The sequence below is a fragment of the Clavibacter lycopersici genome (assembly GCF_003576405.1).
In the GTDB taxonomy this organism is placed as follows: Bacteria; Actinomycetota; Actinomycetes; order Actinomycetales; family Microbacteriaceae; genus Clavibacter; species Clavibacter lycopersici.
The window spans coordinates 12,980-31,868 of record NZ_QWGT01000007.1; the positions used below are offsets into that span (position 1 = coordinate 12,980).

At 72.8% G+C, this 18,889-nt stretch carries 15 protein-coding genes and 1 other RNA gene; 8 read left to right on the top strand and 8 right to left on the bottom strand.

Features of this window, described 5'->3' with window-relative positions; translation table 11 throughout:
- Positions 1-37: 37 nt before the first annotated feature.
- The 3 genes from DZG00_RS01195 (at position 38) to sucB (ending at position 4,538) form a co-directional block, all read left to right on the top strand.
- Positions 38-1,546 carry a leucyl aminopeptidase gene (locus DZG00_RS01195; RefSeq protein WP_119381102.1) on the top strand — a complete coding sequence of 503 codons (1,509 nt, stop codon included), beginning with the start codon at positions 38-40 and terminating at the stop codon, positions 1,544-1,546.
- 91 nt (positions 1,547-1,637) lie between these two features.
- Positions 1,638-3,011 (top strand): dihydrolipoyl dehydrogenase, encoded by a 1,374-nt coding sequence (gene lpdA / locus DZG00_RS01200; protein ID WP_119381103.1) that lies wholly within the window; start codon positions 1,638-1,640, stop codon positions 3,009-3,011.
- 60 nt (positions 3,012-3,071) lie between these two features.
- Positions 3,072-4,538 (top strand): 2-oxoglutarate dehydrogenase, E2 component, dihydrolipoamide succinyltransferase, encoded by a 1,467-nt coding sequence (sucB, locus tag DZG00_RS01205; RefSeq protein ID WP_119381104.1) that lies wholly within the window; start codon positions 3,072-3,074, stop codon positions 4,536-4,538.
- A 25-nt stretch (positions 4,539-4,563) separates the two neighbouring features.
- Here sucB and DZG00_RS01210 read toward each other — a convergent pair whose 3' ends face one another.
- Positions 4,564-6,264: a protein kinase domain-containing protein gene (locus DZG00_RS01210; RefSeq protein WP_119381105.1), complete on the bottom strand. Its 1,701-nt coding sequence runs from the start codon at positions 6,262-6,264 to the stop codon at positions 4,564-4,566.
- Positions 6,265-6,460: 196 nt separating this feature from the next.
- Between DZG00_RS01210 and DZG00_RS01215 the strand changes: the two genes are divergently transcribed.
- A complete protein-coding gene (locus DZG00_RS01215) occupies positions 6,461-7,171 on the top strand; it encodes a DUF4191 domain-containing protein (RefSeq protein ID WP_119381106.1) in 711 nt (236 codons plus the stop codon).
- Between the two features lie 54 nt (positions 7,172-7,225).
- Entirely contained in the window at positions 7,226-7,945 is a 720-nt protein-coding gene (locus DZG00_RS01220; protein ID WP_119381107.1) for a J domain-containing protein, read from the top strand.
- A 72-nt stretch (positions 7,946-8,017) separates the two neighbouring features.
- Here DZG00_RS01220 and DZG00_RS01225 read toward each other — a convergent pair whose 3' ends face one another.
- Complete coding sequence (locus DZG00_RS01225) at positions 8,018-8,446, bottom strand: RDD family protein (protein ID WP_119381108.1); 429 nt, start codon at positions 8,444-8,446, stop codon at positions 8,018-8,020.
- Between the two features lie 193 nt (positions 8,447-8,639).
- On the opposite strand from DZG00_RS01225, the gene glnA reads away from it, so the two are divergent.
- Positions 8,640-10,064 (top strand): type I glutamate--ammonia ligase, encoded by a 1,425-nt coding sequence (gene glnA / locus DZG00_RS01230; RefSeq protein WP_119381109.1) that lies wholly within the window; start codon positions 8,640-8,642, stop codon positions 10,062-10,064.
- Positions 10,065-10,173: 109 nt separating this feature from the next.
- On the opposite strand, the gene DZG00_RS01235 is transcribed toward glnA, so the two are convergent.
- Positions 10,174-13,194, bottom strand: a complete 3,021-nt coding sequence (locus DZG00_RS01235) for a bifunctional [glutamine synthetase] adenylyltransferase/[glutamine synthetase]-adenylyl-L-tyrosine phosphorylase (RefSeq protein WP_119381110.1) — start codon at positions 13,192-13,194, stop codon at positions 10,174-10,176.
- Positions 13,195-13,252: 58 nt separating this feature from the next.
- Positions 13,253-14,590, bottom strand: coding sequence for a glutamine synthetase family protein (locus DZG00_RS01240; protein WP_119381111.1), 1,338 nt, complete (start codon positions 14,588-14,590; stop codon positions 13,253-13,255).
- Positions 14,591-14,675: 85 nt separating this feature from the next.
- Here DZG00_RS01240 and panB point away from each other — a divergent pair, with 85 nt between their 5' ends.
- Positions 14,676-15,545: a 3-methyl-2-oxobutanoate hydroxymethyltransferase gene (panB, locus tag DZG00_RS01245; RefSeq protein WP_119381112.1), complete on the top strand. Its 870-nt coding sequence runs from the start codon at positions 14,676-14,678 to the stop codon at positions 15,543-15,545.
- A 15-nt stretch (positions 15,546-15,560) separates the two neighbouring features.
- On the opposite strand, the gene DZG00_RS01250 is transcribed toward panB, so the two are convergent.
- The gene (locus DZG00_RS01250; protein ID WP_086513456.1) at positions 15,561-15,743 is read right to left on the bottom strand and encodes a hypothetical protein; all 183 of its coding nucleotides are present in this window, start codon (positions 15,741-15,743) and stop codon (positions 15,561-15,563) included.
- 73 nt (positions 15,744-15,816) lie between these two features.
- Between DZG00_RS01250 and ppgK the strand changes: the two genes are divergently transcribed.
- A complete protein-coding gene (ppgK, locus tag DZG00_RS01255) occupies positions 15,817-16,638 on the top strand; it encodes a polyphosphate--glucose phosphotransferase (protein WP_119381113.1) in 822 nt (273 codons plus the stop codon).
- 71 nt (positions 16,639-16,709) lie between these two features.
- Here ppgK and rnpB read toward each other — a convergent pair.
- The 3 genes from rnpB to DZG00_RS01270 all read right to left on the bottom strand — a co-directional run bounded on the left by rnpB (position 16,710) and on the right by DZG00_RS01270 (position 18,789).
- An RNA gene (gene rnpB / locus DZG00_RS01260) (RNase P RNA component class A) lies at positions 16,710-17,091 on the bottom strand.
- A gap of 44 nt (positions 17,092-17,135) precedes the next feature.
- Positions 17,136-17,870 carry a zinc ribbon domain-containing protein gene (locus tag DZG00_RS01265; protein ID WP_119455321.1) on the bottom strand — a complete coding sequence of 245 codons (735 nt, stop codon included), beginning with the start codon at positions 17,868-17,870 and terminating at the stop codon, positions 17,136-17,138.
- Positions 17,871-17,961: 91 nt separating this feature from the next.
- Complete coding sequence (locus DZG00_RS01270) at positions 17,962-18,789, bottom strand: Nif3-like dinuclear metal center hexameric protein (protein ID WP_119383293.1); 828 nt, start codon at positions 18,787-18,789, stop codon at positions 17,962-17,964.
- Positions 18,790-18,889 lie beyond the last annotated feature (100 nt).

The following is an 18,889-nucleotide window of genomic DNA, read 5'->3' on the forward strand; positions in this document are numbered from 1 at the left end:
ACGCACGGGTCCGCGGGCGTCGGTAGGCTCGTCGCCCATGACCCTCCCCCAGCTCTCCGTGTCCTCCGACCGCGCCGTCGACGTGGAGGCCGACGCGCTCGTCGTCGCCGTCTCCAGCGAGAGGGAGGGGATCCGCGTGCACGCCCCCGAGGGACTCGAGCTCGACGCCGAGGGCCTGACCGCGATCGGCGTGACGGGCGGCCGCGACGAGGTCGTCCGCATCGCCGGGACGGGCACGGCGGCACGCACGATCGCGCTCGTGGGCGTGGGCTCGGGTCCCCTGGACGCCGTCGCGCTCCGCTATGCCGTGGGCAGCGCCACCCGGCAGCTGCGCGGCGTCGGGCGGGTCGCGGTCGCCGTGCCCGTGTCCTCGCTCGCGGACCTCACCGCGGTGCTCGAGGGCGCGGCCCTCGGGGTCTACTCCTTCGACTCCTACCGTCGGGACTCGCTCGCCGGCCAGAAGCCCCGCGCCTCCGCCGTCGTCGTGCTCGCGCAGGGTGATTCCTGGACCGACGAGGACGCCGATGAGGCGGTCGCCCGCGCTACTGCGGTCGCCGGCGCCGTCGCCGGGACCAAGGACCTCGTCAACACCCCGCCCCTCGACCTCTACCCCGCGACCTTCGTGGACGCCGTCCGGGAGCGCACCGCCGGGCTCCCCGTCGACGTCCGCGTCTGGGACGAGGAGGCGCTCGCGGCGGACGGCTTCGGCGGGATCCTCGGCGTCGGCCAGGGTTCGACGCGCCCGCCCCGCCTCGTGAAGGTCGCCTACTCCCCCGCCGGCGCGACGCGGCACCTCGCGCTCGTGGGCAAGGGCATCACCTACGACACCGGCGGCGTCTCGCTGAAGCCCGCCGTGCCGATGATCGGCATGAAGTACGACATGACCGGCGCGGCCACCGTCCTCGAGGTCGTCGTGGCCGCGGCGCGGCTGGAGCTGCCGGTGCGCCTCACCGCATGGCTCTGCATCGCCGAGAACATGCCGTCCGGATCCGCGATCCGGCCGGACGACGTCCTCCGCATGCGCGGCGGCACGACCGTCGAGGTCCTGAACACGGACGCGGAGGGCCGGCTCGTGATGGCGGACGGGATCGTGGCCGCCAGCGAGGAGCACCCGGACGCCATCGTCGACATCGCGACGCTGACCGGCGCCCAGGTGGTCGCGCTCGGCGAGCGGTACTCCGCCGTCATGGGCGAGGACGCGCTGGTCGCCCGCCTCCTCGACGCGGCGCGCGAGCAGGGCGAGAGCATGTGGGGCATGCCGCTCCCGGAGGAGATGCGCGCGCTCCTCAACTCCGACATCGCCGACATCGCGAACGTCAAGCCCGGCAACCCGGCCGGCGGGATGCTCGTCGCGGGCGTGTTCCTCAAGGAGTTCGTGGGCCGGACCGGCGAGGCGGAGGACGCTCCTCGGATCCCGTGGGCGCACATCGACATCGCCGGGCCGTCGCACAACAAGGGCGGCGGTCACGGCTTCACCGGCAAGGGCCCGACCGGCGTCGCCGTCCGCACGCTCCTGGCCCTGGCCGCCGGTTTTTCACGCGCGTAGTAGGCTCGGAGAGGCCTCCTGAGGGGGTCCCGCGCCTGCCCGGTCGGGCGGTCGCATGAGACGACCTTGATGCATACGAGGGAGATCCTGGGTGTCGGAACAGAACTTTGACGTGGTGGTGCTCGGCGGCGGGAGCGGCGGCTACGCAGCGGCCCTCCGTGCTGTTCAGCTGGGCAAGACCGTGGGCCTCGTGGAGAAGGGCAAGCTCGGCGGCACCTGCCTCCACCGCGGCTGCATCCCCACGAAGGCGCTCCTGCACTCGGCCGAGGTGGCCGATGTCTCGCGCGAGTCGGAGAAGTACGGCGTCAACGTCACGTTCGACGGTGTGGACATCGCCCGCGTCACGGCGTACCGCGAGGCCATCGTCGCCAGCAAGTACAAGGGCCTCCAGGGGCTCATCAAGGCGCGCGGCATCACCGTCATCGAGGGCGAGGGGCGCCTGACCTCCGGCACGACCGTGCAGGTCGGCGACCAGACCATCACCGGGAAGAGCATCGTCCTCGCGACCGGCTCCTACTCGCGCACGCTCCCCGGCCTCGAGATCGGCGGCCGCGTCATCACGAGCGAGCAGGCCCTCGAGCTCGACTACATCCCCAAGAAGGTGGCGATCCTCGGCGGCGGCGTCATCGGCGTCGAGTTCGCCTCCGTCTGGCGCTCCTTCGGCGTGGACGTGCAGATCATCGAGGCCCTCCCCCACCTCGTGCCCAACGAGGAGGAGTCGATCAGCAAGCAGTTCGAGCGGGCGTTCCGCAAGCGCGGCATCGCGTTCTCGCTCGGCGTGCGCTTCAAGCAGGTCACGCAGGACGACCAGGGCGTCCAGGTCACGCTGGAGGACGGCACGTCCTACGACGCCGACATCCTGCTGGTCGCCGTCGGCCGCGGCCCCGCCACGCAGGGCCTCGGGTTCGAGGAGGCGGGCGTGAAGACGGACCGCGGGTTCGTGCTCACGGACGAGCGGCTCCAGACCAGCATCCCCGGCGTCTACGCGGTGGGGGACATCGTCCCCGGCCTGCAGCTCGCGCACCGCGGGTTCCAGCAGGGCATCTTCGTCGCCGAGGAGATCGCGGGCAACAAGCCCGTCGTCGTCGAGGACATCAACATCCCCAAGGTCACCTACTCCGACCCCGAGGTCGCGAGCGTCGGCTACAGCGAGGCGAAGGCCGTCGAGAAGTTCGGCGCCGACAAGGTCTCCTCCTACGAGTACAACCTCGGCGGCAACGGCAAGAGCTCCATCCTCGGCACGGCGGGATCCATCAAGGTGGTCCGCGTGCAGGACGGCCCCGTCGTCGGCATCCACATGATCGGCGCGCGCGTCGGCGAGCTCATCGGCGAAGGCCAGCTCATCGTGAACTGGGAGGCCTACCCCGAGGACGTCGCCGGCCTGGTGCACGCCCACCCCACTCAGAACGAGGCGCTCGGGGAGGCCCACCTGGCCCTCGCCGGGACCCCTCTGCACGCCCTGTAGCACCCTGCCAACACCGACACACAAGCCGGGTCCGGAGTCGGGCCTGAAGGAGACAACCCCATGAGCGAATCCGTCAACCTCCCCGCACTCGGCGAGAGCGTCACCGAGGGCACGGTGACCCGCTGGCTCAAGAACGTCGGCGACCACGTCGAGGTCGACGAGCCCCTGCTCGAGGTGTCGACCGACAAGGTCGACACCGAGATCCCCTCGCCCGTCGCCGGCGTGATCGAGGAGATCCTCGTCCAGGAGGACGAGACCGTCGAGGTCGGCGCCGTCCTGGTGCGCATCGGCGACGGGTCCGGCGGCGGTGACGCTCCCGCCGAGGAGCCCGCCGCCGAGGAGCCCGCCGCCGCGACCGAGGAGCCCGAGGCAGCGGCTGACGAGGCCGTCGAGGACACCGTGATCCCCTCCACCGAGGCGGACGACGACGCGGAGGCCCCTGCGCCCGTCGAGCCCGAGCCGGCCCCGGCCGCCGAGCAGGAGACCCCCGCTGCCCAGGAGACCCCCGCTCCCGCCCCGGCAGCGCCGGCACCCGCTGCCGCAGCTCCGGCTCCTGCCGCTGCTCCTGCCGCTGCGCCGGCTCCTGCCGCGGCTCCGGCGGCTTCCGGCAACGCGGGCTACGTCACCCCCCTGGTCCGGAAGCTCGCCAACGAGCGCGGCGTCGACATCGGCACCGTGACCGGTACCGGTGTGGGCGGACGCATCCGCAAGGAGGACGTGCTCGCCGCCGCCGAGGCCGCCGCCTCGAAGAGCGCCCCGACGGCCTCGGCTCCCGCCGCGCCCGCCGCCGCCGCTCCCCTCGAGACGTCCCCGCTACGCGGCACCACCGCCAAGATGTCGCGCATGCGCAAGCTCATCGCCGACCGCGCTGTCGTGTCGATGCAGTCCACCGCGCAGCTGACCTCGGTGGTCGAGGTCGACGTCACGAAGGTCGCCCGCTTCCGCGACCGCGTGAAGGGCGACTTCCTCGAGAAGACCGGCGTCAAGCTCTCGTTCCTGCCGTTCTTCGCCCTCGCCGCCGCGGAGGCGCTCAAGGCGTACCCCGTCGTGAACGCGACGGTCGACGGCGACAGCATCGTGTACCCCGACCACGAGAACATCAGCATCGCGGTCGACACGGAGCGCGGTCTGCTCACGCCCGTCGTGAAGAACGCCGAGGGCAAGAACCTCGCGCAGTTCGCGTCGGAGATCGCCGACCTCGCCGCTCGCACGCGCGACAACAAGCTGTCGCCGGACGAGCTCGCCGGCGGCACCTTCACGCTGACCAACACCGGATCGCGCGGCGCGCTGTTCGACACCCCCGTGGTGTTCCTGCCGCAGTCCGCGATCCTGGGCACCGGCATCGTGACCAAGCGCCCGGTGGTCATCACGGCGGACGGGCAGGACACCATCGCCATCCGCTCGACCGTCTACCTCGCGCTGTCCTACGACCACAGGATCGTCGACGGGGCCGACGCCTCCCGCTTCCTCGTCGCCGTCAAGAACCGGCTCGAGGCGGGCGCGTTCGACGCCGACCTGGGCATCTAGCCACCCGAAGGGCTCCGCGGCGATCTCACCGGTCGTCCATCAGGTCCCTGATCCGCCATCCGGCCTCCCCCCTGACTATCAGGAGGGAGGCCGGTCGGCGTCCGGAGGCGGATCCCCCGGTTCCGTCGGCGGGGGCTGACGGGGCCGCGGCGTCGGCGTCGACGCCGGGCCGCAGCTCGATGAGGGCACCGTCCCCCAGGCGCTGTGCGGGTCCGAGGGCATCCGCGGCATGGAGTGCTGCGTCGTCGAGGGATTCGGTCGTGCTTGCGGCCATGGCGCTCCGATCCGCGTCCTCGACGGCGGACCCCGCCTCGTCCACGCCGCTCAGGCACGTGACGTCGGTACGGCGCAGGCAGGCCGCCCGGAGCCGGAGGAGGGCCGGCGCGGCGACGTCCGGATCCGGGGACGCCGCAGTCTGCACGTCGGTGTCGGTCGCCTGAGGCTCCTCCGCGTCCGCGCTGGTGCCCGGCGTCGTCGTCGGGGTCGACGTGCTCGCCGGCGCGAACGTCGCGCCGCGAGCGGGGCCGGTGAGGAGCGGGACCGCCACGGCTCCCAGCATCAGGAGCAGGAGGGCGGAGGCCCCGAGCGCCCAGACGCGCGGGCGGACCGATCGGAGCTCTCTCCTCACCGCGCCGCGGACTCGGCGCGCGGCGGAACCACCAGGCTGGCGCACTGCTCGGTGCCGGCGGTGCGTGCCCGGCGGCGTGGCCATGGAGGGCCGACGCGCACGGCGACCAGTGGTCGTGCGGGGGACCCGGTCGGTAGGGGCTCGGAGGGTCGCGGAGGCCGCGCCGCGCGGTAGGGCGGGCTCGTCGTCATCCACCCCGCGCGAGGATCCCGCCGCCTCGGCCAACGGGGCAGCATCCGCGACGTCGAGCAGCCGCTCCGCGAGGTCGTGTGCCGTGAGGTCGGACTCCCCGTGGATCGCGGAGTCGAGGAGCGCCTGCCATGTGTCCCACCGATCCCCGGAGGCGCGCCCTCCCGCGTCCGCCGGGTCGAGAAGAGCCTGCACGATGCGCGCGACCCTCGCCAGATCCTGCTCCACGGGGTCGACGCCGCGGAGCCGGTCCTCCGCTCCTCCGTCTACGACGCAGGAGGACCCGAGGCCGCCCAGCATCGGACGTCCTGTCGTGTCGATGACGACGTGCGTCAGGTCGACGGCGCCGTGCGCGAACCCGGCCTGGTGGAGGTCGCCCAGCCCGCGGAGCACGGAGGCCACGAGCGTCACGGTCTCCCCGCGCGTGAGGCTGCCGCGTCGGCCGAGCAGGGCCGCGGCGGTGCCGCGCTGACCGAGCGACTGGACGATGCACAGGCTGCCGTCGGCGAGGGTGGCGACGTCACGCAGCGCGACCACGTGCTCGGACGAGACCGCCTGCAGGGCGAGGATCTCCGCCTCCCCTCGGCTGCGCTCGGTGGCCGGCACGATCTTCACGGCGACGTTCTCCGTCGGTCCGGCCGCGGGATCCTGGGGACGGCAGGGCCGGGCCAGGTGCACGTCGCAGCGGCTGCCCTTCCCGATCAGCCGCACGAGGCGGTACCCCGCGACCGTCGTGCCGACATCCCCGGACCCGCTCGTCCCGCGGACCGCCCCGCCCCGGCGCCTCCGCGGCGCCGGGGGGCTCGCCGATGCCGATCGATCGGACCCGGCTGCCCCGGCGGGGGCCCCGTCGTCCCGCTTCCACCTCGCGGGTCGCCCGTCACGCGGCCGACCACGTCCGTCACGCATCGATGTGTGTCCTCTCCTCTGTGCGACCGCGCTCGGCTCCGTCGCCGGGGACCGGGCATCCGCACCTGGGGAGTGTGCCGGGGGTGCGGAGACGGGCGCCCCTCCGCGGCCGCCTCTGGGGATCGTGGCCGCATCACGCACCTGTGGGGGACGACGCCGTTCCTGCGGCCGGCCGTGCACCGGTATCCTGGGCACCATGGCCCGCAAGACAGCCTCTCCGAAGGCACCCAAGGAACCCGGCCGCATCAAGCAGATGTGGCAGGTCTTCCAGATGACCCGGCGCTACGACAAGAGCTCGGTCTGGTGGATGCTCCTGGCGCTGCTGGGCCCGATCGTCGTCGGCATCCTGCTCGCGATCTTAGCCACCGGCGGCAGCTGGCTGACCGCCATCCTGTTCGTCATCGCCGGCGTGTTCGCGGGCATCCTCGCCTTCCTCATCGTCCTCGGACGCAAGGCGGAGCGCGCGGCCTACCTGCAGATCAAGGGCCAGCCCGGTGCCGTGGGCGTCGTCCTCCGGAGCTCGCTGAAGCGCGGATGGGTCGGCAGCGAGATGCCCGTGGCCGTCAACGGCAAGTCGCAGGACGCCGTGTACCGCGCAGTGGGACGCCCCGGCGTCGCCCTCATCGGCGAGGGCCCCAAGAGCCGCACCACGCGCATGCTCGAGGACGAGCGCCGCAAGATCGCCCGCGTGCTGCCGAACGTGCCGGTCCACTTCGTGTTCGTCGGCCCCGACGCCGACTCCGTCGAGCTGCACAAGCTGGCCGGCCGCCTGCAGCGCTTCCCCCGCACCATCACCAAGGCGGAGGTCATGGCCGTCAACAACCGCCTCACCTCGCTCGGCCAGAACAGCATGCCCATCCCCAAGGGCGTCGACCCGTTCAAGGTCCGTCCGTCGCGGGCACGCTGATCCGGCTGTCGCGCGGTGTTTGCGCAGGTGACGAGCCCGGCGCAGACTGAGCCCATGGATCCGTCCTCCGCTTCGGCGCTGCTCGGCGTCGACGCGGACGCGGATCGTCCGACGATCGGCCGCGCGTACCTCAGGCAGGCACGCGAGACGCATCCCGACCGGCTGCCCGGCGCCACGCCGCAGCAGCTGAGGGCGGCGCACGAGCGCTTCGTGCAGCTGACCCTCGCGCGGGATGTCCTGCTCCTCCGGCAGCGCACGGCCGCGGGCCCCACGGGGCCAGCCGCCGGCCGGGGTCCGCAGGCACGCGATCGGATGCCGTCGGACCCTCCCCGCTCGCCGGCGCCCGAACGGCTCTCGCCCTACGGCCGCTCCCGGCGGGAGCGCGCCCGCCGCGGCCTCGGACCGTCGATCGCCGCGGTCTGCGCGCTGGCCGGGGTGCTGGTCGTCGTCGTCAGCTTCCAGGACTCGACGCGCGCGCGCTTCACCACGGTGGGCGCCGACCTGACCCGGGGGGCGGTCGTCGTGCCCGTCGACGATCCCGCGTCCCGGGCCAGCGAGTGCGTGGACACGACCTCGTGCACGCTCCTCGACATGACCGCGCCGGAGGACTGCAGCGCTGCGCTGGTCCGCTTCGAGGTCACCACGGGGCGGTCCGACGACGGCCGGGAGACCGAGAGCCGCGAGCTCGGCGCGATGCGCGCGGGATCCCCTGCCCGGGTCGTGCTCGGCGGGGTCGACCCGGAGCTCGTGTACCTCGGGTGCGAGCCCGGCTGATCCCGCCTGGAGCGTGGACGGCGCGAGCCTCCAGCAGGTGCCCGTGCCGTCGCCGCGACTGCGCGGGGAGCCTCAGGAGGTGCGGACCAGCACCGTCCCCGAGAACACGTCGTGGAGGCCGCGCTGGTCCGCGTTCCACACGACCGCCGGCAGGACCAGGCACAGCAGCACGGTGCGCAGGGCGGGACGCCACAGCGACACGTACCCGCCCTGGAGCGGGCGGACGCGCATGCCGAGCACGACGTGCCCGACGCTGCCGCCGAGGGTGATCACGAGGACGTACTGCATGACGGCGAAGATCGCGAGCGTGGCCGTGGCGTCGTAGGCGAAGAAGGCCCAGGAGACCAGCACGGCGATGGCCCAGTCGATACAGATGCCGACGATGCGGCGGCCGGCCCGCGCCACGGACCCGCGGCCGCGCTCGGGGAGGCCGAGGCGCTCCCCCGGCCAGCGGTTGCGGCCGGGATCGCCGAGGTCGGGGTTCGTGGGAGTCGCGGGCACCTCCCGATCCTAGGCGCGGGCGCCGCGGATCCCCTGGTCGGCGGGCCATGGGAGGCGTCGCCGACGCGCCCGGGACAGCCTGCGTAACATCGCGGAAACACGGCGGTTATGGCGAGGTAACCCCTTCCCCCTAGGGTCGGAGAGGCTGAAACCGTCAGTCTCATCCGCTCCGGCCCCCTTTTGGAGACAGCACATGTTCAGAGACTCATCCGAGGTGCTCGCGTTCATCAAGGACACCGACGTCAAGTTCCTCGATATCCGGTTCACCGACCTGCCCGGGGTGCAGCAGCACTTCAACATCCCCGCGTCCACCGTCGACGAGGAGTTCTTCTCCGTCGGCCAGCTCTTCGACGGCTCGTCCATCCGCGGCTTCGCGAGCATCCACGAGTCCGACATGCAGCTCATCCCGGACGTGACGACGGCGTACATCGACCCGTTCCGCATCGAGCGCACCCTCATCATGGTGTTCGACATCTACAACCCCCGCAACGGCGAGATCTACGCCCGCGACCCGCGCCAGGTGGCCAAGAAGGCCGAGAAGTTCCTCGCCGCGTCCGGCATCGCCGACACCGCGTTCTTCGCGCCCGAGGCGGAGTTCTACATCTTCGACGACGTCCGCTACGAGGTGAACCAGCACACGAGCTTCTACTCGGTCGACTCCGAGGAGGGCGCCTGGAACTCGGGACGCGAGGAGGAGGGCGGCAACCTCGGCAACAAGACGCCCTACAAGGGCGGCTACTTCCCCGTCAGCCCGGTCGACAAGCAGGCCGACCTCCGCGACGACATCAGCCTCAAGCTGATCGACGCCGGCCTCATCCTCGAGCGCGCGCACCACGAGGTGGGCACGGGCGGCCAGGCCGAGATCAACTACCGCTTCGACACGATGGTCCACGCGGCGGACGACATCCTGAAGTTCAAGTACATCGTGAAGAACACGGCCGAGCAGTGGGGCAAGACGGCCACGTTCATGCCGAAGCCGCTCTTCGGCGACAACGGCTCGGGCATGCACACGCACCAGTCGCTGTGGAACGACGGCAAGCCGCTGTTCTACGACGAGGCCGGCTACGGCGGCCTGTCCGACCTCGCGCGCTGGTACATCGGCGGCATCCTCAAGCACGCGCCGGCCATCCTCGCCTTCACGAACCCGACGGTGAACTCGTACCACCGCCTCGTGCCCGGCTTCGAGGCGCCCGTCAACCTGGTGTACTCCGCGGGCAACCGCTCGGCGTCCATCCGCATCCCGATCACGGGCACGAACCCGAAGGCCAAGCGCATCGAGTTCCGCGCCCCCGACGCGTCGAGCAACCCGTACCTCGCGTTCGCGGCGCAGCTGATGGCCGGCATCGACGGCATCAAGAACCGCATCGAGCCGCACGAGCCCGTCGACAAGGACCTCTACGAGCTCCCGCCCGAGGAGGCGAAGAACATCCCGCAGGTTCCCGCGTCCCTCGGCGCCGCCCTCGAGGCGCTCGAGGCCGACCACGAGTTCCTCACCGCCGGCAACGTGTTCACGCCCGACCTCATCGAGACGTGGATCGAGTACAAGCGCGAGATGGAGATCAAGCCCCTCGCGCAGCGCCCGCACCCGTTCGAGTTCGAGCTGTACTACGGCGTCTGATCCCGCCGGCGTCCTGCGGGACGCGTGACGCACGGGCCGTCCTCCTCCGGGAGGGCGGCCCGTCGTCGTGCCGGGGCCTCCGCGTCGGAGCGGATCCGCGCGGATCGCGTCAGGCGCCGCGTGGGTCGGGTGTCTCGTCCAGCCCGTAGAAGAGCCGCTCGAAGACGCCGCGAGACCGTCGCGTGACGCCGAGGTACTCCTCCTCGAGCACGGTCGCCGAGCCGGGCGGGTACTCGAGCAGGCGGGCGATGGCGTCGAGTGCGGCGCGATCGGCGGGGAGCACGTCCGCGGTGCGGTTGGTCCACAGCGTCATGGCCGAGCGGACGCGGGAGGCGAGGAGCCAGGCGTCGCGGAGGCGGCCCGCATCGCCGGGGAGCACCAGCCCGGCCGTCACCGCCGCGTCGAGGGCGCCGAGCGTCGTCGGGGTCCGCAGCTCCGGGTGGGCGTGGGCGTTCTGCAGCTGGATCAGCTGGACGAGCCACTCGACGTCGCTGAGGGAGCCGCGCCCGAGCTTCAGGTGCCTGGTGGGATCCGCGCCCTGCGGCAGGCGCTCGTTCTCGACGCGCGCCTTGATCCGCTTGATCTCGCGGACGTCCGCGTCGCCGATGCCCTCCGGGTACCGGAAGCGGTCCGCGAGCGCGGTGAAGTCGGCGATGAGGCCGCTGTCGCCGACCACGCCGCGGGCGCGGAGCAGCGCCTGCGCCTCCCACGTGAGCGACCAGCGCTCGTAGTACGCGCGGTAGGAGGCGAACGAGCGCACGACGGGGCCGTTCCGTCCTTCCGGGCGCAGTCCCGTGTCGAGGTCGAGCGGGAGCCGCGAGTCCTCGGTGAGGCGCGTCAGCTCGGCCACGATGAGCTGGGCCCGGCGCTGGGCGAGCTCGGGATCCATGCCGGCGATCGGCCGGAACACGTACATGACGTCGGCGTCGGATCCGAAGCCCAGCTCGGCGCCCCCGTACCGCCCCATGGCCACCACGGCGAACTCGGGCCAGGGCCCGTCCTCGCGGCGGATCGCGCGCATGACACCGCGGAGCGTCGCCGTGGTGATGTCGGCAAGGGACGGTCCGAGCGTCTCGACGTGCGTGACGCCCACGATCGCGCCGATGGCCAGGCGCAGGACCTCCCGGCGGCGCAGGGTGCGCAGTGCCGCGGCCGCGGCATCGGCGGTGGGATGCCGGTTGACGGTGGCGACGGCCTCCTCCTCGAGGGCGGCCCAGGTGCGGGGCCGCAGGTCCTCGTCGCGCGCGAGCCACGCGGCCGTCTCGGGGACGCGGTCGAGCAGCTCCGAGACGAAGCGGGAGCCCGAGAGCACCTGCGCGAGACGCTGCGCGGCCCCCGCCGAGTCGCGGAGCATCCGGAGGAACCAGTTCGACTCCCCCAGCGCCTCGCTGAGCCGGCGGAACGCGAGCAGGCCGTGGTCGGGATCCGGGCCGTCGGCGAACCACTGCAGGAGCACCGGCAGGAGGTGGCGCTGGATGGCGGCGCTGCGGGACACCCCCTGCGTGAGCGCGCGGATGTGGGCGAGAGCGCCGCGCGCATCCACGAAGCCGATGGCGGAGAGGCGGGCGGCAGCCTGGTCGCTCGTGAGCGCGAGCGACTCCTCAGGCAGCGACGCGACCGCGGCCAGGAGCGGCCGGTAGAACAAGCGCTCATGGAGGGTGCGGACTGCCGTCTTGGTGGCGTTCCAGCGGGCAGCGAGCTCCTCGGCGCGCCCGTCCAGCCCGGTGCTGCGGGCGAGGATCCGCAGCCGCTCCTCGTCGGTCGGCATCAGGTGGGTGCGCCGCAGCTGGTCCAGCTGCAGCCGGTGCTCCAGCAGCCGGAGGTAGCGGTAGTCCTTCGCGAACTCACCGGCCTCCGTGCGGCCGATGTAGCCCGCGTCCGCGAGGGCGGCCAGCGCGGCCAGCGTGCTGCGGTCGCGGACGGCCTCGTCGGTCTGCCCGTGCACGAGCTGCAGGAGCTGCACCGTGAACTCGATGTCGCGGATCCCGCCCGGCCCGAGCTTGATCTGCTGATGCAGCTGGTCGGCGGGGATGTTGTCGGTGACGCGCGTGCGCATCCGCTGCACCTGGCCGACGAAGCCCTCACGCGATGCGCTGGACCAGACGAGCGGCGCGACGGCGTCGGCGTAGCGCTCCCCCAGCTCGGCGTCGCCCGCGAGGGGCCGTGCCTTGAGCAGCGCCTGGAACTCCCAGTCCTTGGCCCACCGCTCGTAGTACGCGAGATGCGAGTCGAGGGTGCGGACGAGCGCGCCCGCCTTGCCCTCCGGTCGCAGGTTGGCGTCGACCTCCCACAGGGCCGGTTCGATCTCGTGCTCGTCGATGCCGCGCATGGTGAGCACGGCGAGTCGCGTGGCGAGCTCGACCGCGCGGGACGGCTCGATGACCGTCTCACCGTCCGCGTCGGTCGCGGCCTCCGCGACGAAGATGACGTCGACGTCGCTGACGTAGTTGAGCTCGCGGGCGCCGGCCTTGCCCATGCCGATGATCGCGAGGCGCGTCGCGGCGATCTCCTCGGGGCGCGCGCGGCCGAAGGTCCCGGGGGCGGACAGCTCCGCCCGGGCGACGGCGAGGGAGGCCTCGAGGGCCGCGCCCGCGAGGTCGGCCAGCGCGGCGGTGACGGGGCGCACGGCCGCCAGCGGATCCGGGTGCACGAGGTCCCATGCGGCGACGCGCGCGACGAGGGCGCGGTAGCGGATCCGAAGGGCCGAGCGCGCGGCGGGACCGGTGAGCTCCGCTACGCCGTCGACCGCGCGGACCGCGTCGAGCAGGCGGGTCCGGACGTCGGCGGGGGCGGGCATCCCCTCCAGCGGCCGCGCGAAGGCCTCCAGCTCGACGGTGTGGCGCGTGAGGAACTCCGCGAGCCCCCGCGAGGATCCGAGCACCCGCGCCAGCCGGTGGCGCGCGTCGGGATCGGCGAGCACGGCGCGCGTGCGCACGGGGTCCGACCGCAGCAGCCGGACGAGCGCGTCGAGGGCGCCGTCCGGATCCGCGCTGGAGTGCAGCGCCTCGACCAGGTCGGCCTCCGCCCACCCGGAGAGCCCCGCGGCCTCCTCGAGGGCCTCGCCGACCTCGCTCAGGTGCGCGAAGCCCGCTCGCGCCAACGCGCCGAGCAGGGTCTGCCCACGTCTCATGGCTCGCTCCGGCCTCGTCGTCGGATGTCGGTCGTGATGCGCCTGCCGCGGATCCGGCTCAGAGCATCTCGAGGTTGGAGCGCAGCTCGTACGGCGTCACCTGGGCGCGGTAGTCGCGCCACTCCTGCCGCTTGTTGAGCAGGACGTAGTTGAACACCTGCTCCCCCAGCGTCTCGGCGACGAGCTCGGAGCGCTCCATCAGCTGGATCGCGTGGTCGAGGCTCGACGGCAGCGGCGCGTAGCCGAGGGCGCGGCGCTCGGCGTCGCTCAGGCTCCACACGTTGTCCTCGGCCTCGGCCGGCAGCTCGTAGCCCTCCTCGATGCCCTTGAGGCCCGCGGCCAGCATGAGCGAGAAGGACAGGTACGGGTTCGCCGCGGAGTCGATGGCGCGGTACTCGACGCGCGAGCTGTTGCCCTTGTTGGGCTTGTACAGCGGGACGCGCACGAGGGCGGACCGGTTGTTGTGCCCCCACGTGACGAAGCTGGGCGCCTCGCCGCCGCCCCAGAGCCGCTTGTACGAGTTCACGAACTGGTTCGTGACGGCCGTGATCTCGGGCGCGTGGCGGAGCAGGCCCGCGATGAACTGGCGGCCGATGGTGGAGAGCTGGTACTCGGCGCCGGACGCGTAGAACGCGTTGACGTCGCCCTCGAAGAGCGACATGTGCGTGTGCATCCCGCTGCCGGGCTGCGCGGCGAGCGGCTTCGGCATGAACGTCGCGTAGACGCCCTGCTCGATCGCCACCTCCTTGATGACGGTGCGGAAGGTCATGATGTTGTCCGCCGTCGTGAGCGCGTCCGCGTAGCGGAGGTCGATCTCGTTCTGGCCGGGGCCCGCCTCGTGGTGGCTGAACTCCACCGAGATGCCGAGGTCCTCGAGCATGCGCACCGAGCGGCGGCGGAAGTCGTGCGCCGTTCCGCCGGGGACGTTGTCGAAGTAGCCCGCCGCGTCCACGGGCTCCGGTCCGTCGACGCCGAACTCGCTCGACTTGAGCAGGTAGAACTCGATCTCGGGGTGCGTGTAGAAGGTGAAGCCGCGGTCGGCCGCCTTCTCCAGCGTGCGCTTGAGGACGTTGCGGGGATCCGCGATGGCCGGCTGCCCGTCGGGCGTGGAGATGTCGCAGAACATGCGCGCCGTCGGGTCGATCTCGCCGCGCCACGGGAGGATCTGGAACGTCGTCGGATCCGGGTGGGCCAGCATGTCGGCCTCGTAGGACCGGGTGAGGCCCTCGATGGCCGAGCCGTCGAACCCGAGGCCCTCGGCGAACGCGCCCTCGACCTCGGCCGGGGCGATCGCCACGGACTTCAGGGTGCCGGTCACGTCGGTGAACCAGAGGCGCACGAACTTGATCCCGCGCTCCTCGATCGTCCGCAGGACGAAGTCACGCTGCTTGTCCATCCACCACCCTCTCGTCGGTGTCCAACCTACCGGCTGACCAGGGGCCCGGCCGAGCGGGCGCGGGGCCCGCCGTAGACTCCGTGACATGCAGAGCCCCGACGCTGCCGTCCCCCCGTCCGATCCGGCCCGCCTCCCGAGCGAGCCCTCCGGCGGGCCGCGGCGGGTGCGCATCCGGCACTTCGCCCGCGCGAAGGAGCAGGGCCTCAAGATCACGGGGCTCACGAGCTACGACATGCTCACCGCCGGCGTCTTCGACGAGGCCGGCATCGACTTCCTGCTCGTCGGGGACTCCGCCGGCAACACCGTGCTCGGCTACGACACGACCGTGCCGGTGACGGTCGACGAGCTGATCCCCCTCGCGCGCGCCGTCGCGGGCTCAGCCCAGCGCGCGCTCGTGGTGGCCGACCTGCCGTTCGGGTCCTACGAGTCCGGGCCCGACCAGGCCCTCGCCACCGCCGTGCGCTTCATGAAGGAGGCCCGCGCCCACGCCGTCAAGCTCGAGGGCGGGGTGCGCAGCGCCGAGCAGATCCGGCGCGTCGTCTCCTCCGGGATCCCGGTGATGGGCCACATCGGCTTCACGCCGCAGAGCGAGCACGGGCTCGGCGGCCACATCATCCAGGGCCGCGGCGACGCGGCCGAGGCGCTGCTCGCGGACGCGCGCGCCGTCGAGGACGCAGGCGCCTTCGCGGTCGTGCTCGAGATGGTGCCGCAGGACGTCGCGCGGCGCGTGAGCGAGGACCTGCGGATCCCGACGATCGGCATCGGCGCCGGCAACGGCACGGACGGGCAGATCCTCGTGTGGACCGACTTCGCGGGCCTGACCGCCGGGCGGGTGCCGCGCTTCGTGCGTCGCTACGCGGACATGCGCGCCGTGCTGCTGGACGCCGCGACGCGCTACCGCGACGACGTGGTCAGCGGCGCGTTCCCCGCCGAGGCGGAGAGCTACTCCGACTGACCCGGGCGGCGACCCTCAGTCGTCGTCGCGGTCCTCCGCGGCCCACTGCTCGGCGCGCTCGCGCAGCCTCTGCGGCGCCCTCGCCGCCTCCTCCGCCGTGGCGAACGGGCCGATCCGGTGGGCCGCCGGGGACAGCATCCCCTTCTCCACCTCGCCCGTGCGGTCGTCGTACCAGTACTGCTCGTCGCTGTCGCTCATGCTGCCGATGCTAGGCCCGTCCGCCGCGGCAGGCAGGCCGGTCGGGGCCGGACGAGCCGGTAGTGTCGGTGCCATGAGCGACGACGCGACGACCGCAATCGGCATCGACATCGGCGGGACCGGCATCAAGGGCGCCATCGTGGACGTCGCGACCGGTGAGCTGCGCAGCGAGCGCGTCAAGCTGCCGACGCCCCAGGGCGGCGAGCCCGAGGACATCGTGGCCACCGTCAAGACGATCATCGAGGAGCTCGGCGAGGTCCCCGCGGGCACCCCCCTCGGCGTGTGCTTTCCCGCCGCGATCGTGCACGGCACGACCATGTCGGCCGCGAACGTCTCCCCCACCTGGATCGGCCTCGAGGCCGAGAAGCTCTTCGAGGAGCGCCTGGGCCTCGAGATCACCTTCGTCAACGACGCGGACGCGGCCGGCTACGCGGAGGCCCGCTACGGCGCGGCCAAGGACGTGCGGGGTCTCGTCATCATGACCACGCTCGGCACGGGGATCGGCACGGCCCTCATCCACGACGGCGTCCTGATCCCGAACGCCGAGCTCGGCCACATGGACGTCGCGGGTCGCCGCGACTTCGAGCGCCGCGCCTCGTACGCCGCCAAGGAGCGCGCGCACCTCAACTGGAAGCGCTGGGCCGCCCGGCTGCAGGTGTACTACGGCCAGCTCGAGAAGCTGATGTGGCCGGAGCTGTTCATCGTGGGCGGCGGCGTGTCCAAGAACCACAAGCACTTCCTGCCGCTGCTGCGGCTGCGCACCCCCATCGTGCCGGCGGAGCTGCGCAACAACGCGGGCATCATGGGCGCCGCGGCCCTCGCCGCGCACGCGGTCGGTGCGAGCACGCACGCGCCCGCCGACGACCTCGTCGACAAGACGAAGCCCGAGGACTGACCCGCCGCATCACCGCGGACGACGAGAGCGGCCGGACCCCTGGGGGATCCGGCCGCTTCGTCGTGTGGATGCGGATGGGCCGGCTGATACGCCGGGTTCTGTCCCTGTGCCGTAAGGCACCATGGACGGCCATCTATCTCGGAGCTGCGTCACCGCAGCCCTCCAGCGGTCTACCCGGGGACTGGACGAGCAGCCTGTGCGTCCCCTGTTCGACCTTGCTCCGGGCGAGGTTTGCATAGCCGACCCGATCACTCGGGCCGCTGGTGGTCTCTTACACCGCCGTTTCACCCTCACCCGCCGCTCGCGCGACGGGCGGTCTGCTCTCTGTTGCACTGTCTCGCGGGTCGCCCCGGGTGGGTGTTACCCACCGCCCTGCTCTGCGGAGCCCGGACGTTCCTCGGCGCGGTCTCCCCCTCTCGGGATCCTCCGCGACGCGACCGTCTTGCCGACCCATCCGCGGGGACGAGTCTAGGGCAGGCCGTCGGGCGGTCCTCCCGCTAGAGGCCCGACTCGTCCGTGCGCACGAGGATGGCGTTGCTCTCGGGATCGATGACGACGTCGTCGGGCGCGCGCTTCCGCAGCGCGTCGAGGTCGCTCTGGTGGAGGGCGATGTTGCTGCCGAGCGAGATGCCGCGGTGCAGCATCGCGGCGCCCACTCCGTAGCGGGCGCGCTGCTTCTCGTACAGCGCGAGGAGGTCCTCGGGGAACCGGGTCGCGAGCGCGTCGCGGTCCCGCCGCGCCTGCTCGGCCTGCGCGCGCAGCTCGACGGCCGCGGCGTCGCGCTCCGCCTCCACGGCCGCGAGGCGCTCGGCCAGCGCGTCGCGCTCGACGACGACCTCGGCCTGCGCGGCCTGCGCCTCCTCGAGCCGCTGCATCACCTCGAGCTCGACCTCCTCGAGCGTGTCGCGGCGACGCAGCAGGGACTCCAGCTCGCGCTCGAGCGCCTGGACGTCCTTGGAGCTGCCGCCGGCCTCGATGCGGCTCCGGTCGCGGTCCATGCGCGCCTGCACGACGGCGACGTCCGACTCGATGCGCGTGAGCTCGGTCTGGGCGTCCTCCACGACGCCGGTCCGCTCGCCGAGGCGACGGCGGACGAGCTCCATCTCCCGCTGCAGCGCGTCGATCTCCTTCAGCTGCGGCAGCTGCGCGAGCTGGCGCGTGAGGTGCGTGAGCCTGCTGTCGATCTGCTGCAGGTCGAGGAGCTCCTTTTGGATGCTCGGATCGGCTTTCATGCTCTCCCTCTCGTGGTGCGGCTCCGCCGGTCGGTGCGGCGGGCACGCGATGCGTGTCGTGGATGCGCGGGCCCGGCCGCGCGGCGGGCGGTCACTGCGTGACGGCGAAGTCCCAGGGGTCCGTGCGGATGTCGCTCACGGTGACCTCCACGTCGGGGAGCGCCTGCCGCAGGGTCCCGGCCGCCTGGTCCAGCCAGAGCCACTCGCTCGCCCAGTGGGAGGTGTCGATGAGGTACGGCGTGCCTCCGCGCAGCGCGGCGGACTCGCGCGCCTCGCTCGCCGGGTGGTGCCGGAGGTCGGAGGTGATGTAGACGTCGGCGGCGACGACCTCGGGGGCGGAGAGCAGCGAGTCCCCCGCTCCCCCGCACAGGGCCACGCGGGTGACCGGTGCGTCGTAGGGTCCCGCGACGCGGATCCCCGTCGCCGTCGGCGGCAGGATGCGGGCGAGCTCCCCGGCGAGGCGGCCGAGCGTCGTGGGGGCGGGCAGGTCGCCGACCCGGCCGATGCCGCGGACTCCGCCCTCGGCGGGATCGAGCGGCCGGACGGTCTCGGGCACCAGCCCCAGGAGCGCGGCGAGCCGGCCCGACGTGCCCTCCTCGACCACGTCGGCCGTGGTGTGCGACGCGTGCAGGGCGCAGCCGGCGCGGACGAGGTCCGCGAGGAGCGCGCCCTTGTAGCCCGTCTCGGCGATCGTGGTCACGCCCCGCAGGAGGAGCGGATGGTGCACGAGGAGCAGGTCGGCGTCGGACGCGACCGCCTCGTCGACCGTGGCGCGCACGGCGTCGACGGCCAGGTGGATGCGGCGGACGCTGCGACGCGGATCCCCGGAGACGAGCCCGGAGGCGTCCCAGTCGGCGGCGCCGGCGGGCGGCCAGGCGTCCTCGACCACCCGGACGACGTCGGCGAGGGTGGGGATCACCTGCCCATCGTAACGAGGGGCGGTCGCGGCCCGTGACGGGCCGGGCGCGGATCAGCTCCGGCGGGCGCCGCGGCGGGGCCGCTCGTCATCCCGCGGGGCG